The 14,397-nt window shown below is 71.1% G+C and carries 10 protein-coding genes and 3 pseudogenes; 7 read left to right on the forward strand and 6 right to left on the reverse strand.

Translation table 11 applies throughout. The features are described 5' to 3' along the window. Positions 1-28: 28 nt before the first annotated feature. Complete coding sequence (locus tag Pflav_RS40480) at positions 29-580, forward strand: hypothetical protein (RefSeq protein ID WP_173041804.1); 552 nt, start codon at positions 29-31, stop codon at positions 578-580. Here Pflav_RS40480 and Pflav_RS40490 read toward each other — a convergent pair. The 4 genes and pseudogenes from Pflav_RS40490 to Pflav_RS40500 form a co-directional block, all read right to left on the reverse strand. Then, positions 556-2,765 (reverse strand): annotated as a pseudogene (locus tag Pflav_RS40490) (putative bifunctional diguanylate cyclase/phosphodiesterase). The gene Pflav_RS40480 and the pseudogene Pflav_RS40490 overlap by 25 nt on opposite strands. Before the next feature lie 245 nt (positions 2,766-3,010). Next, entirely contained in the window at positions 3,011-3,535 is a 525-nt protein-coding gene (locus tag Pflav_RS40495; RefSeq protein ID WP_173041807.1) for a DinB family protein, read from the reverse strand. A gap of 38 nt (positions 3,536-3,573) precedes the next feature. Continuing rightward, entirely contained in the window at positions 3,574-3,822 is a 249-nt protein-coding gene (locus Pflav_RS44390; protein WP_197938865.1) for a hypothetical protein, read from the reverse strand. After that, positions 3,819-4,955 carry a hypothetical protein gene (locus Pflav_RS40500; protein ID WP_197938866.1) on the reverse strand — a complete coding sequence of 379 codons (1,137 nt, stop codon included), beginning with the start codon at positions 4,953-4,955 and terminating at the stop codon, positions 3,819-3,821. The genes Pflav_RS44390 and Pflav_RS40500 overlap by 4 nt, the downstream gene beginning before the upstream one ends. A 196-nt stretch (positions 4,956-5,151) precedes the next feature. Here Pflav_RS40500 and Pflav_RS40505 point away from each other — a divergent pair, with 196 nt between their 5' ends. Next, the gene (locus Pflav_RS40505) at positions 5,152-5,544 is read left to right on the forward strand and encodes a cellulose binding domain-containing protein (protein WP_173041808.1); all 393 of its coding nucleotides are present in this window, start codon (positions 5,152-5,154) and stop codon (positions 5,542-5,544) included. On the opposite strand, the gene Pflav_RS40510 is transcribed toward Pflav_RS40505, so the two are convergent. After that, entirely contained in the window at positions 5,541-7,190 is a 1,650-nt protein-coding gene (locus tag Pflav_RS40510; protein WP_173041809.1) for an alkaline phosphatase D family protein, read from the reverse strand. The genes Pflav_RS40505 and Pflav_RS40510 overlap by 4 nt on opposite strands. A 123-nt stretch (positions 7,191-7,313) precedes the next feature. On the opposite strand from Pflav_RS40510, the pseudogene ftsY reads away from it, so the two are divergent. From ftsY to Pflav_RS40535, 5 genes and pseudogenes are all read left to right on the forward strand, one after another. Beyond that, a pseudogene (gene ftsY, locus Pflav_RS40515) lies at positions 7,314-8,449 on the forward strand (signal recognition particle-docking protein FtsY). Between the two features lie 6 nt (positions 8,450-8,455). After that, complete coding sequence (locus tag Pflav_RS40520) at positions 8,456-9,286, forward strand: aminoglycoside phosphotransferase family protein (RefSeq protein WP_173041810.1); 831 nt, start codon at positions 8,456-8,458, stop codon at positions 9,284-9,286. A 221-nt stretch (positions 9,287-9,507) separates the two neighbouring features. After that, positions 9,508-10,881 (forward strand): ammonium transporter, encoded by a 1,374-nt coding sequence (locus tag Pflav_RS40525; RefSeq protein WP_173041811.1) that lies wholly within the window; start codon positions 9,508-9,510, stop codon positions 10,879-10,881. 25 nt (positions 10,882-10,906) lie between these two features. Then, positions 10,907-11,245 carry a P-II family nitrogen regulator gene (locus Pflav_RS40530; protein WP_173041812.1) on the forward strand — a complete coding sequence of 113 codons (339 nt, stop codon included), beginning with the start codon at positions 10,907-10,909 and terminating at the stop codon, positions 11,243-11,245. Positions 11,246-11,262: 17 nt separating this feature from the next. Beyond that, a pseudogene (locus Pflav_RS40535) lies at positions 11,263-13,463 on the forward strand ([protein-PII] uridylyltransferase); the annotation flags it as partial. 11 nt (positions 13,464-13,474) lie between these two features. On the opposite strand, the gene Pflav_RS40540 reads toward Pflav_RS40535, so the two are convergent. Beyond that, the gene (locus tag Pflav_RS40540) at positions 13,475-14,392 is read right to left on the reverse strand and encodes a serine protein kinase RIO (protein ID WP_173041813.1); all 918 of its coding nucleotides are present in this window, start codon (positions 14,390-14,392) and stop codon (positions 13,475-13,477) included. Positions 14,393-14,397 lie beyond the last annotated feature (5 nt).

A 14,397-nucleotide genomic window follows, 5' to 3' on the forward strand; every position in this document is an offset into this window, starting at 1 on the left:
CTCACCTGCGTCGTACGGAGGGGCAGGAATGCGGATCGAGACCCACGAGGTCTTGCCGGAGGCCATGCTCGACGAAGCGTGGCGACTGTACGCCGAAGCATTCGAAGAGCTGCGCACTGTGGCGGTGCAACGGCACGTGCTGACCCGGGCCGAGTTCGAGGAGCACATGGCCGACCAGCGGGTCGGCAAGTATGTCGTCCGGCATCCGGACGAGGTGCGCCTCGCGGCGCTCGCCACGATCACCAACGACCTTGACGCGGTACCGCTGATCTCGCCCGACTACTTCCGGCACCGCTGGCCGGTGCACTACGCGGAGCGGCGGATCTGGTACGTCCCCTTCAACGCGATCCACCCGGACCACCGGGGCAGCGGCATCTTCGAGCTGATCGTCGAGGCGATGCACCAGGTGGTGGCCTCGCAGCGGCCGGGGATCGTCGGGCTGGACTTCTGCCGGCGCAACGAGGAGCGGTACAAGCTGCCGCAGGCGATCCACAACGCGCTGGACCGGCTCGGCACCGTGCGGAGCCACCGGGCCGACACCCAGGCGTACTGGTGCTATGAGCTGCCGGCGGCGTCCTGAGTGGCCTCCGGCAGCACCGCGAGGGCCAGCCACCGCTCGGTGAACTCCTCGGCGCTCACCGGCGCGCTCCACAAGTGACCCTGTCCCACCGTCACGCCCAATGTGGACAGTACGTCCTGCTGTGTCGGCGTCTCCACGCCCTCGGCCACCACGGTGAGCTTGAGCGCGGTGCTCATCGCGACCACCGCGCGCACGATCTCCTCGTCCTCCGCGTCGGTGCCCAGACCGTCCACAAAGGACCGGTCGATCTTCACGCCCGTCACCGGGTGGCGGCGCAGATAGCCGAGCGCGGAGAAGCCGGTGCCGAAGTCGTCCACGACCATCTTCACGCCGAGCCGGCGCAGGTCGAACAGGACCTGGTCGGTGACCGTGGACGCGTCGATCATCACGGACTCGGTGATCTCCAGTACGACGCTTGTCTGCGGCACGTCCCACCGCTCCAGCGCCTCGGACACCTTCGCCGGCAGCGTGGCGTCGCGCAGCTGGCGGGGGAGACATTCACCGATACCCAGAAGTCCGGGCCGAGCAGCTCGTCGGCCCGCCACGCGGCGACCTGGCGAAGCGTTTCGTCGAGCACCCAGCGACCGATGGCCGCGATAAGCCCGCTGTCCTCCGCGATCGGGATGAAGACGGCCGGTGAGATCGCGCCGCGCAGCGGGTGGCTCCACCGGATCAGCGCCTCGGCGCCGACCAGGTTGCCGCTGGCCAGCTCGACGATCGGCTGGTACGCCAGGTGCAGCTGCCCGTGCGCGAGGGCCTGCCGCAGCGCGAGCTCGATCTCGACCCGCTCCCGTACCCGCTCGTGCATCGACGCGTCGAACTCGGTCCACCGGCCGCGACCGTCGGACTTGGCCCGGTACATCGCCGTGTCCGCGTCGCGCATCAGCGCCTCGGCGGTCACCGCGGCCACGGCGGGCACCGGCGCCATGCCGGCGGTGGTACCCACCACGCCGATCGACGGGGTGATGACCACCTCGGCGCTGCTGACCTGTACCGGTGCGCTGAGCTGCTCCATGATCCGCTCGACCAGCGTGACCGTCTCCTGGCGGCTGCCGACCATGGCGACCACGAACTCGTCGCCGCCCACGCGGGCCACCATGGCCGGCTCCGGCACGGTGTCGCGCAGCCGGCGGGCCACCTCGACGAGCAGGTGGTCACCGGCCTCGTGCCCCCACGAGTCGTTGACCAGCTTGAAGCCGTCGAGGTCCAGGAAGAGCACCCACACGGCCGGCTCGCCGCCGGCGCGGAAGGAGGTCGTGGCCGGCGGGACGGTGGAGAGCAGGCGGCTGATCTCGCGGGCCAGCATGAGCCGGTTGGGCAGGCCGGTCAGCGGGTCGTGGGTGGCCTGGTGCTCGGACTTGACCTGCGCGGCCGCGTAGTCCCGTACCGCCGCCACGGCCCGGGCGACAAGCAGCGCGATCATCGCCGTGCCGCCGATGGTCAGCACGATCCGCTCGGCATCGCCCTGCTGCGCCACGAGCGGGATGAGCGCGAACGGCACGAGCATCGCCGGCACGATCATCAACAGCCGCCGCACCGACCATGTCTGTACGGGCGTCGGTGTGGCGCGGGTCAGGTGGGCCACCGAGGGGTGCAGCGCCGCCGCGCCGATCGCCGTACAGGAGAGCACGAACGGTACGTCGAGGATCCGGCCGCCGGTGAGGTGACCGGCCGCGCCGATGACCGCGTACGCGAGGTCGCCGGCGAGCAGCAGCAGGATTCCACTGAGGAGCAACACGTAGGCCGGGCGGCGGCCGGTGGTGGTGAAGGCGAGGCTGAGCAGCAGCAGTATCAGCACGGCGTCGAAGAGCGGGTACAGCCCGGCCAGGATGGACACGGCCGGCGGGCGGCCGTCGATCGAGGCGGCGGGCAGGGCCAGCAGCAGCGTCGCAGCCAGGCCGGCGCCCACGCAGACGATCAGCCCGTCGATGATCGCGTGGCGCTGTAGGTTGCCGCGGGCCAGCAGGAGCCCGGCCAGCGACAGGGCCATCAGCAGGTAGCCCGGGATCGTGAACGCGTCGCCGAGCAGCGCCTGCCAGCCCGTCCGCTCGACCGACCAGGGCCGCAGCAGCGCCCCGACCAGGAACGTCGCGCCGGCCGCGCCGAGCAGGTACCACGGGTAGTGGGGAGTGGCGCGGTGCAGGCGCGGTGCGGCGAGGCTGGCGGCGACGGCCGCGAGCGCCATGACGGCGAAAGGTACCGCCGCTACCACCTCGGAGCTGGTGGCGACGTACAGTACGCTCGCGGCTACGCCAGCGGCGAGGAAGAGGGCGGACGCTACCCCAGAGGCTCTGCTAGCCCTCGGCGGGGCAGGCTCCTCTATCGGTATCGCCCCCTGCCGGCGTGTTGCGCTGAGCTGATCAACAACGCGCACACAGTATCAAGCAGGGGCGGCCGGGTGCGGAGAAACTTCGCGGAAGATCCGTTCCGTCAGTCTCCGGTCATACCGTCGATCCGCTCGCGGATGAGGTCCGCGTGGCCGTTGTGACGGGCGTACTCCTCGATCATGTGAACGTAGACCCACCGAACGTTGATCTCTTCGCCCGTTCGTGTGTGCACGAACGTCTCGTCCAGCCCGCGCCCGGCGGCCGCGGCCTTGGCCAGCTCCACCTCCGCGCGGAACGTCGCGAAGTCGGCCTCGGCGTCGGCCGTGTCCACGTCGTCGAACTCGCCGTCCGGGTTGTCGTCGGTGTAGTAGATGCCCGGCAGGTCGGCCTCGCCGCCGACCCGGCGCCGGAACCAGCCGCGCTCCACGTCGGCCATGTGCCGTACCAGCCCGAGCAGGCTCAGCGACGACGGTTCGACACTGCGCTGCCGGAGCTGGTCGGCGGTCAGCCCCTGGCACTTCAAAAGCAGGGTGTCCCGGTGGTAGTCGAGCCAGCCCTCCAGCATGGCCCGTTCGTCGGCGACGTACGGCTCGTGGCGGCGTTCGATCTCGGGCGCGGTCCAGGTCATGCAGGCATTCTGTCCGGTACCGCGCCCGGTTTGCGAGCTCAGCGGTCGAGCGCCCGCTCCAGGTGGCGTACGCCGCGCAGCTCGCCGATCGTCTCGCCGACCGGGCGGTCCAGGTAGGCCTCGTCGAGGTCGGCGAGGCGGGTGTGCGGCCCGAGGTGGCGGATCAGCTCGAACGACTCGCCGTACGGCTCCAGCAGTGGCCGCCCGCCGACGACGCTGTGCCCGGGCTGGCGGATGCGGTCCAGGTCGGAGCGGTCGAGAAACGGCGCCTCCGCGTCCGCGGTCACGAACATCCGCCGGTACAGCGCGACATAGTCCTGCTGGCTGGTGCCGCCGACCGCGACGACGCCGGGCAGCAGGCAGCGCACGAGGTAGGCCAGGATCCGGTCGGCGTACAGCACGCCCGCGCGGAGGGCGGCGGCGACGGCGGCCGGCTCCATGGGTACCGGAAGCGGCGAGCCGTTCGTCTCCACGGTCCACTGTGCACCCGCGCCCGAGCCGGTGAGCACCACCTGGTGCAGGCGGCTGCCCTTGCGCAGCCACAAGAAGTCGGGGAGGCGTTGTTGACCGCCAGGTTGCTCGGGTCGGCGACAAGGTGCCGCTTGGCGCGCAGGAACGCGTCCCGCACGGCCGGGTCGAAGAGCAGCGCGAACACCGGGCTGGCCGGGTCCTCGACGTGCAGGGCCACGCACTCGGAGACGACCGCCTCGTCGATCTGCACCCGGCGTACCCCGTGGTCGAGGTCCAGGCCGGCCCAGATCTCGTTGTTGGCCATCCGGTACGCGGTGGGCGCGTCCGGGGCCTTCAGCCCGATCAGCGGCCCGAGCACCGGGTCGGACGCGACGTCGTGCCGGGTCCCCTCCAGCGGCTCGAACGCCATCTCGAGCGGCCCGGGCAGGCCGCAGAACGAGGAGTTCTTCAGGACGGTCTTGGAGAACGGGTAGACGCCGAACAGGCCGCCGCGGCTGCGCAGGAACGTCGGGCCGAGCACCGGGGTGCGGCGGACCAGGCAGCTCACCGTCGTGCACTGGTTGACCAGCGCGACCGTGACACCCGCCTCCCGGCAGGCGACGTGGAAGAGGTAGTTGTGCAGGAAGGTCTCGGCGTCCAGGAGCAGGCTGGCGTGGTCGGCCTGCTGGATTACCGGTACCCGCAGCAGGTGGTCGCAGGTCGCGTCGACGTCCGCGTCACCGTACGAGTGCAGGTACGTCTCCACCGCTCGGGCCAGCCGGAGCCGGTGCGCGTTCGGGTGGGACTGCGGGGCGGGTACCAGCTCGCGCAGGTAGTCGCGCAGCGGTACGTCGAGCGCGCGCGCAAGCTGCACGCCCAACTCGGACCCGCCCGCCACCAGGCGATGGACCCGGTCCGCGGCTGGGTACACGGCGGGCCGGTCGAGCAGGGTCCCCTTGTGGGTGGACAATCCGGGCCTCCAACAGGTGCGAATGCGTCACCTTCCTGACGGAGACAGGGTGGGTTGGGGTTGGACGAACCTCGATCAAACTCCAATCCAGTTTCTGCGCGGATCCTGTGAAGAGAATGTGAAGACGCTTAGACATTGACCGATGTCTGTGCGTAGTGGATTGTTTACTCATCTACATCTATGGATGGGGGACTGGATGCGTTACTACAGAAGGCTTCTCGCGGCCCTGGTCGCACTGCTCGCGGCACTCGTCGTAGCCGCACCCGCTCCGGCTCGGGCCGCCGCCATCCCGCCGGCGCCGTACTGTGATGTACAGATCACTGTGCCGGCGCAGTGGCCCAATGGGTACATCGTGAGCGTCACCGTCAGGAACATTTCCGACGTACCGGTCACTTGGCACGCCACTGTCACCCTCCAGCCGCCCGGCTACATCGTCCAGGCCTGGAACGCGAACGTGACCGTCAGCGGCACGACCGTGTGGATCCGCCCCTGGAACCCGGTGCTCCAGCCGGGCCAGAGCGTCAACTTCGGGTACACCGGCACCGGCCGGGTCGTACTGCCACAGGTCGTCTGCGAACCGGTCACCTAACCTCCGGCGCGCATGGCCTTTCGCGGTGCCAGGTCAACGGCGGCGACCTCGCGCAGGTCGCCGCTGGTGGTGGTGCCCTCGATCAGCACCCGGGCCGAGCGGCCCTGATGCACGAGCGTGCTCACCGCGTTGCCGAAGTAGGGCCCGGCCAGCCGCTGCCACCGCACCGAGGGCGGGGCCACCTTGGCGGTGCGGGCCAGTACGCGTGCCGCCGCGGCCGGGCCCTTCCACCAGCCCAGCCGCAGCACCGGCCGCATGACCGACTGGAGTTGGTTGTGCACCGGGGAGCAGGTGAGCTGGTGCACGGGCGCGGCGACCGGGCGGTCGCGGAAGACGGCGCGGGCCACGTACGAGTGGTGCACGTCGCCGGAGAGCACGCTGATCGACGCGACGCCGGCCGAGCCGACCTCGGCGAAGAGCTTGGCGAGCGAGTCGAACGAGCGCTGGAAGGCCGCCCAGTGCTCCAGGTCCATGGCCCGGCGCTGGCGCTCGGCGAAGCCGGCGACCCAGGCGCGGGGGGAGAGCGCCAGCCGCTCGTTCCACGCCTCGAGGTGGTGGATGCCGGGCGGCAGCAGCCACGGCAGCGAAGAGCCGACCACCAGGTGGTCGAAGTCGCCCCGGGCCAGCCCGGCGAACCAGGCCCACTCGCCAGGCGGGAGTATCGCGCGGTGCTCGGGGTCGAGCACGCGGCTGCACCTGTTGTCCAGCACCACCAGGCGGGTGCGGCCAAGGTCGAGCGCGTAGCTCCACTGGTAGCCGGGTGCCCCGTCGGCCTCCTTGTCGACCGCCGTGCCGAAGTCGCGCAGCACCTCGGTGGCGTCGTCGGCGGACGCGACAACCTTCTGGTACACCGGGTCGGCGGCGATCTGGTCCGGGTCGAGGTTGCCCAGGTGCTGGTAGACCCAGTACGAGGCGAGCCCGCTGGAGATCCGCTCCGGCCACCACGGCTGCGTGCGCACCTCCCGGCGCCAGGAGACGGAGGAGTTCCAGTCGTCGATGATCTCGTGGTCGTCGAAGATCATGACGCTCGGCACGCTCGCCAGCAGCCAGCGGATCTCCGGGTCGCGCCACGACTCCAGGTAGAGCTGCGTGTACTCCTCGTACGACACGACCTGGTTGGCGGGCTTGTGCCTCTCGCGCCCGCGGCGGCTGCGCAGGAAGCGCTTGACGGCCGGCGAGGGGATGTCGGCGTACACCTGGTCGCCGAGGAGGACGAGCAGGTCGGGGGCGGCCTCTTCACCGGCCATCAGGCGCCGGGAGTACGCGTCCAGCGCGTCCGGGGGCAGCCGCCGCGGCGTCGCGTGCTGGGTGGTCTCCCGGCAGGAGCCGAAGACCAGCCGCACCGGCTCGTCGGTGTCGTCGCCCTCCCGGGTGCGGATCACGCTCGGTGGGTACGGGCTCTCCGCCTGTGGCCACACGCGGGTGTCGTCGAGGAACACCTCGTACGGCGTCGCGGTGCCCGGGGTGAGCCCCTCCACCACCACGATCGCGTAGTGATGGCCGTACACGCTGAATGTCGTCGCCTCCCCAGCGGCCGACCCGGCGGACACCCGCACGGTGGCCGGCGCGCCGGTCTCCACCCAGACGGTGGCGCGCGTGCCGACCACCCGGCGCAGCACCGGGCCGATGACAAGCTCAGCGGACAAGGTCTGACCTCCGGTCGGGGGGAATGAAGCCCATCCTCTCTACCCGACATGGCTCTCGGCTAGCCATGACCTATCCCTGAGCCTCACGGTGTGCGGCGCCCAGGCATCTGTCAGGATTTCCGCATGGAGTACGTCGTCATCGCGCTCGTCCTGCTGGGCGTGCTCGTGCTCGGTGGCCTGGGGCTTGTCATTCCCCGCCTGCGCCGCCGGCCCGAGCTGCCGCCGCCACCCGCCCCACCGTCGTCGGTGGAGACGGCGCCGGCCCCGGTTGTGGTGGAGGAGCCGCCGGTCGAGGCCACGCCCGAAGCGGTGACGACAGTCCCCGAGGTCGAGGTACCCGAGCCGACAGCGGGCCGGCTCATCCGGCTGCGGGCACGGTTGTCGAGGTCGCAGAGCGTCCTGGGCAAGGGCCTGCTCGGCCTGCTCTCCCGTGACCGGCTCGACGAGGACGTCTGGGACGAGGTCGAGGAAAACCTGATCACGGCCGACGTCGGCGTCGAGGCGACCGTCCAGATCGTCGAGCGGCTGCGCGAGCGCACCCGGGTGCTGGGCACCCGTACCCCGACGAGCTGCGCGGGCTGCTGACCGAGGAGCTTGTCGCGGCGCTCGACCCGAGCCTGGACCGCTCGCTGAAGCGCGCCGGCCGGCCCACGGTCGTCATGGTGGTCGGGGTCAACGGCTCTGGCAAGACCACCACCTGCGGAAAGATCGCTCGGGTCCTGATTGCCGACGGGCGTAGCGTGCTGCTCGGCGCGGCCGACACGTTCCGCGCCGCGGCCGCCGACCAGCTGGCCACCTGGGCCGTCCGGGTCGGCGCGGAGGTCGTCCGCGGCCCGGAGGGTGCGGACCCGGCGAGCGTGGCGTTCGACGCGGTGCGCCGGGGCATCGAGACCGAGATCGACACGGTACTTGTCGACACCGCCGGCCGCCTCCAGAACAAGGTGGGCCTGATGGACGAGCTCGGCAAGGTCAAGCGGGTGGTGGAAAAGCAGCGGCAGGTCGACGAGACGCTGCTCGTGCTCGACGCCACCACCGGGCAGAACGGCTTGGAGCAGGCCCGGGTCTTCATGGAGGTGGTGGATGTCACTGGCGTGGTGCTGACCAAGCTGGACGGCACCGCCAAGGGCGGCATCGTGATCGCCGTGCAGCGCAAGCTGGGCATTCCGGTGAAGCTTGTCGGTCTGGGCGAGGGCCCGGACGACCTCGCGCCGTTCGAGCCCAAGCAGTTCGTGGACGCGCTCCTTGGCACGGACGCGTAACCTCGGGTGACCTATCGCGATCAGGCGCCGCGCCTCGGGAGACCGTACGTGACTTCGCATGAGATCCCGCTCCGCGGCGGGAACGTCAGCACCGTGGTGCGCGTGGGGGACACCGTCCGGCGCAACGCCGGCCCGTGGACCCCGTCGGTGCATGCGCTGCTGCGCCATCTGGAGTACGTCGGCTTCACCGGCTCACCCCGCGCCCTCGGCATGGACGAGCGCAACCGCGAGGTGCTCTCCTACCTTGAGGGCGAGTGTGGGGAGTACCCGCTGGCCCCGCACTGGGTGACCGACGAGGCGCTGGTGACCGTGGCGACGATGCTGCGGATGTTCCACGACGCGCAGTACGGGTTCACCCCGCCACCGACCGCGGTGTGGCGCTCGTTCGGCCCGCCGCCGCCGGACACCGAGGTCATCTGCCACCACGACGCGGCCCCGCACAATGTCATCTGGCGGCCGGACGGCACGCTCGCGCTGATCGACTTCGACCTCGCCTCGCCCGGCGCCCGGATCTACGACGTGGCGTACGCGGCCTGGACCTGGGTGCCGCTCTTCTCCGACCGCGACTCCTACACGCTGGGCTGGAAGCGGCCCAACCGGCCCCGCCGCCTGCGCCTCTTCGCCGACGCGTACGGGCTGATCCCGCGTGACCGGCACCGCCTCGTGCGCACGATCCGTAAGCGGATCGTGGACCACGTGGAGGGCATCCGGCGGATGGCGGCGGCCGGCGACCCGGCGTTCGTCCGGATCGTGCACAAGGGCCATCTGCGGCGGCCGATGCGTGATCTTCGCCTCCTTGACTACGAGCGGCACACGCTGGAGTACGCGCTCCGGTGACGGTGGTTGATAAAACCGACCGTACGTTCGGTTGAGATGCCGCCCATCCGTCCAGCGGGTTTGAGGCTTTCTTCACACGTACGAAACAAAGCGTGACCTAGCGGAAACGGCGCAGGCACTCCGCGCGAAACCTCGGCGCTAGAAGCTTCCGCGCAACCGGCGTACGGGCAACGCTGCCCCGGCACTGCCGGAGGGAGGCAATCTAACCGAGAGGAGGCAGCGTGGAGATCAATACCGGGAATACCGCCTGGTTGCTCCTGTCGTCTGCGCTCGTGCTGCTCATGACGCCGGGTCTGGCCCTGTTCTACGGAGGCCTCAACCGGTCCAAGGGCGTGCTCAACATGATGATGATGAGCTTCAGCGCCATCGGGCTCATCTCCGTACTGTGGGTCATCTACGGCTTCACCTTGGCGTTCGGCACCAACGACAACGCCTCGGTCAACGATTTCATCGGCAACTTCACGCAATACCTGGGCACCGAGACCGACTTCATCGGCGAGGAGTGGCTCTTCCTCGGCGCGGGCACCGGCATCCCGACGTACGTCTTCATGGCGTTCCAGATGATGTTCGCGATCATCACGGTCGCGCTGATCAGCGGCGCGGCGTCCGACCGGCTCAAGTTCTCGGGCTGGCTGCTCTTCGCGTTCGGCTGGTTCACGCTCTGCTACGTCCCGGTCGCGCACTGGGTCTGGGGCGGCGGCTTCATCGGGGCCGACATCAAGGCGCTCGACTTCGCCGGTGGCACCGCGGTGCACATCAACGCCGGTGCGGCAGCGCTTGGCCTGGTGCTCATCCTCGGCAAGCGCATCGGCTGGCCGAAGGAGAGCTTCAAGCCGCACAACGTGCCGTTCGTGATGCTCGGCGCCGGCCTGCTGTGGTTCGGCTGGTTCGGCTTCAACGCCGGCTCGGAGCTCACGGTCGACGGGACCACGGCGGTCGCGTTCGTCAACACCCAGGTCGCCACGGCCGCCGGTGTGCTGGGCTGGATCATCGTGGAGTGGATCCGCGATGGTAAGCCGACGCTGGTGGGCGCCTCGTCCGGTGCCGTCGCCGGCCTGGTCGCGATCACCCCGGCCTGTGGTTTCATCGCCCCCATCCCGGCGGTAATCCTCGGCATCATCGCCGGTGCGATCTGCGCCCTGGCGGTCAGCCTCAAGTACCGCCTCGGCTTCGATGACTCGCTCGACGTGGTCGGCGTGCACTTCGTCGCCGGCTGGCTCGGTTCGCTGTCGATCGGTTTCTTCGCCACCCTCCAGGTCAACTCGGCGATCGAGGGCTTGGGCGCCAGCGAGGGCATCTTCTACGGCGGCGGTGCGACCCAGCTCGGGCGCCAGTTCCTCGCCAGCGGCATCGTGTCGGTCTACTCGTTCGCCATCGCCGCGATCATCGCCCTGATCGTCAAGGCGATCGTCGGCCTGCGCACCTCGGCCGAGTCCGAGGTCGACGGCATCGACGTGGCGGAGCACGCGGAGAGCGGCTACGACCTGTCCCCGGCCGCGGGTGGCGGCGGCGCGTTCGCCCAGGCGGGCATCGCTCCGACCGGTAACAGCGCGGCGCCGGCCAAGGAGCCGGTGAGCGAGAAGGTCTCCGGTTAACCTCGGACCGATGGAGGGATTGAGCATGAAGCTGGTGACCGCGGTCATCAAGCCGTACCAGCTGGACGCCGTGAAGGAGGCGCTGCACGCCCTCGGCGTAGCCGGCCTCACCGTCAGCGAGGTCCAGGGTTACGGGCGCCAGAAGGGCCACACCGAGGTGTACCGGGGTGCCGAGTACACGGTGGAGTTCCTTCCGAAGATCCGGGTCGAGGTGCTGACCGACGAGATCGACGTGGAAAAGGTCGTCGACGCGGTTGTCACGGCGGCGCGCACCGGAAAGATCGGTGACGGGAAGGTGTGGGTCACGGCGGTGGAAGACGTCGTCCGGGTCCGCACCGGCGAGCGCGGACTGGACGCGCTCTGATAGAGGCAAGCGACAAGGTCGGTGCCGCCGCACGCGTGGAGCGTGCGGCGGCGCTTGACATGTGGCTCCGATCGCTCGTGCCGGCCCTGCCGCCCGGAGTCGCACTGGTCGCGTTCGGTGGGCTGGGCCGGCTTCAGTGCGCCCCGCACAGCGACCTCGACCTGATCCTGCTACACACCGGCGTGCCCGGCATCGACGAGCTGGCCGCGTCCCTCTGGTACCCGATCTGGGACACGCGGATCGGCCTCGACCACTCGGTGCGCACGATCCCCGAGGCGCTGTCGGTCGCGCACGACGACGTCAAGGTCGCCCTCAGCCTGCTCGACAGCCGCCACGTGACCGGCGACCGCGAGCTCACCCAGCAGCTCGTCGAGGCGGCCGCCGAGCAGTGGCGGCGCACGGCCGTACGGCAGCTGGTGCGGCTCCGCGAGATCACGCTGGCCCGCTGGAAGGCGCACGGCGAGCTGGCGTTCCTGCTCGAAGGCGATCTCAAGGAGGCCGCCGGTGGGCTCCGCGACGTCGGCATCCTGCGGGCCATCGCCCAGGGTGGGCTGGCCGACACGATGCGCCCGGCGGTACGCGCCGCGCACCTGCGCCTGCTCGACACCCGTGACGCCCTGCACGCCACGGTGGGTCGGCGGGTCGACCGGCTGGTGGCCCAGGAGCGGGCGTCCGTTGCCCGGCTGCTCGGCTTGGACGACGGCGACGCGCTGCTGCGCCGCGTGGCCAGCGACGCCCGCACCATCACGCACGCGCTCGACGACGGCTGGCGGATGGCCGACCGGCTCCGCTCGGGGCGCCGCCGCGGGGCCGACGGCAAGCCGCAGCGCCGGCCGGTCGCCCGGGACGTGGTGGAGCAGGACGGCGAGCTGGTCCTCGCGCGCACCGCGATCGGCGCCCGCCCCGACCCGAGCCTCTCCGTGCGGGTCGCGGCCGCCGCGGCGGTGACCCAGCTGCCGATCGCGCGGGCCACCTGCGAATGGCTGGCCGCGTACTGCCCACCGCTGCCCGCGCCCTGGCCACCGGCCGCCCGGGACGCGCTCATCACGCTGCTCGGCGCCGGGTTGGGGCTGGTGCCGACCTGGGAGACCTGCGACCGGTACGGGCTCGTCGACGCCTGGCTGCCCGAGTGGACCAGGATGCGCAGCCTGCCGCAGCACAACCCGGTACACCGCTTCACACTCGACCGCCACCTGGTGCAGGCCGCGTACGAGGCGACCGCCTTCACCCGCGAGGTGGGCCGCCCCGACCTGCTGCTGCTCGGCGCGTTCCTGCACGACGTGGGCAAGGGCCTGTCCGGCGACCACAGCCTCGTCGGCGCGCCGGTCGCCGGCGGGATCGCCCAGCGCATCGGCCTGCCGCCCGAGGAAGTGGCGGTCATCGAAAAGCTCGTCCGCCTCCACCTGCTCCTGCCCGACGTGGCCACCCGCCGCGACCTCTCCGACCCGGTGACGATCCGCAGCGTGGCCGCCGCGGTCGGCGACACCACGACGCTGAGCCTGCTGCACGGCCTGGCCCGCGCGGACGCGCAGGCCACCGGCCCGGCCGCGTGGTCGGAGTGGAAGGGACGGCTGATCGCCGACCTGGTGCGCCGCGTGCACATCGCCCTCGACACCGGCGTGCTCCCCGCGCCCCCAAGCCCGACCCGTCGCTGGTGGCCGGCCCGCTGCCGGTCGTACACCTGGACGGCGAACGGGTCGCCGTGGCCGCCGCCGACCGGCGCGGCCTGCTCGCCGCGGTGGCCGGCTGCCTCGCCCTGCACCGCCTGGAGGTCCTCATCGCCGACGCGTCCACGGTGGACGGTCGGGCGCTGGTGGAGTTCCGGGTCCGCCCGCGCTACGGCACCCCGCCCGACTCGCTCGCGCTGGCCAGCGACCTACGCCGCGCGGTCTCCGGCGACGTCTCGGTGACCCAGCGCCTGCGCGGCCGGGCCCTGGCCGCCCGACCGGGTGGCGCCGCCCACGCGGCGCCGCGCGTGGTGTGGCACCGCGAGGCGGCCACGGACGCGGTGATCCTGGAGCTGCGCGCGGCCGACGCGCCGGGGCTGCTGTACCGGGTGACGTCCGCGCTGGACGAGGTGGGCGCCCACGTGCGGGCCGCCCGCATCTCCACCTTGGGCACGGACGTGGTCGACGCGTTCTACCTGGTGGGAGCCTGGGCCGACGACGCCGAACGCGACAAGGTCGAGGCCGCCGTCCTGGGGGCGGCGGCCACGTAACGGCGGTCAGGTCAGTCGAGGCCGGCCTCCTTCCGGAGCAGCGCCGGCAGTTCGTCGGGCGTGACCGCCCCTCCGGTCAGGTCGTGTCCGGTGAACCATTTGCCCACGTTGCGGGCGTCCCGCTCCAGGAAGTGCGGACCTTGGGGGTTCGCGACCACGTCGACCACCTGCGGCAGGTCGATCACGACGACTCGGCCGTGGTGGACCAGCAGGTTGTACGCCGACAGGTCGCCATGCGCCAGCCCGAAGCGGGCCAGCGTCACGAGAAGCTCCACGACCTGATCCCAGAGTGGGACAAGGTCGGCTCCCCGCGTGCGGGTCTCGGCCAGGCGGGGCGCCGCCGTGCCATCGGGTTCGCCGATGAACTCCAGCAGGACCTCGGTGCCGAGGATCTGCACCGGATATGGCACCGGCACACCCGCTTCGTAGAGCCGGCACAGCGCGGCGAACTCGGCGTCCGCCCACTGCGCGGCGATCATCTGCTGGCCGAACGCGGTGCGGTTGGCCATCGCCCGGTTGGTTCGGGACTCCTTAACCCGGCGTCCCTCCAGGTACCCGGCGTCCCGGTGGAAGAGTCGATGTTCGGCGCTGCGGTAGCGCTTCGCGGCGAGCAGGCAGGACTCTTCGGTCCCTGGGACACCCCGTCGCAGCAGGAAGACGTCGGCCTCCTTGCCGGTCTTCAGCACGCCCAGCTCGGTGTCGACCGCGGCGAGCGCGGTGACCAGCCAGTCGGGGTGCGGTCGGGGCCCACGCTGCCCCGCGGTGGACTGGTCCCAGGTGGACCAGCGGTCACCCTCGGGCAGGCCGTCGACGGCGTCTAGGGCGTCCTCGCTGGGTAGCTGGGCGCGGCCGGGATGGCGCTTGTCGTAACGTGGCTCGTCGTCGTCAAAACGCCGTTTTCCACGGCGCTGCGGTGTGAAGTCGCGCAAGGAAG

Source organism: Phytohabitans flavus (genome assembly GCF_011764545.1).
Classification (GTDB): domain Bacteria; phylum Actinomycetota; class Actinomycetes; order Mycobacteriales; family Micromonosporaceae; genus Phytohabitans; species Phytohabitans flavus.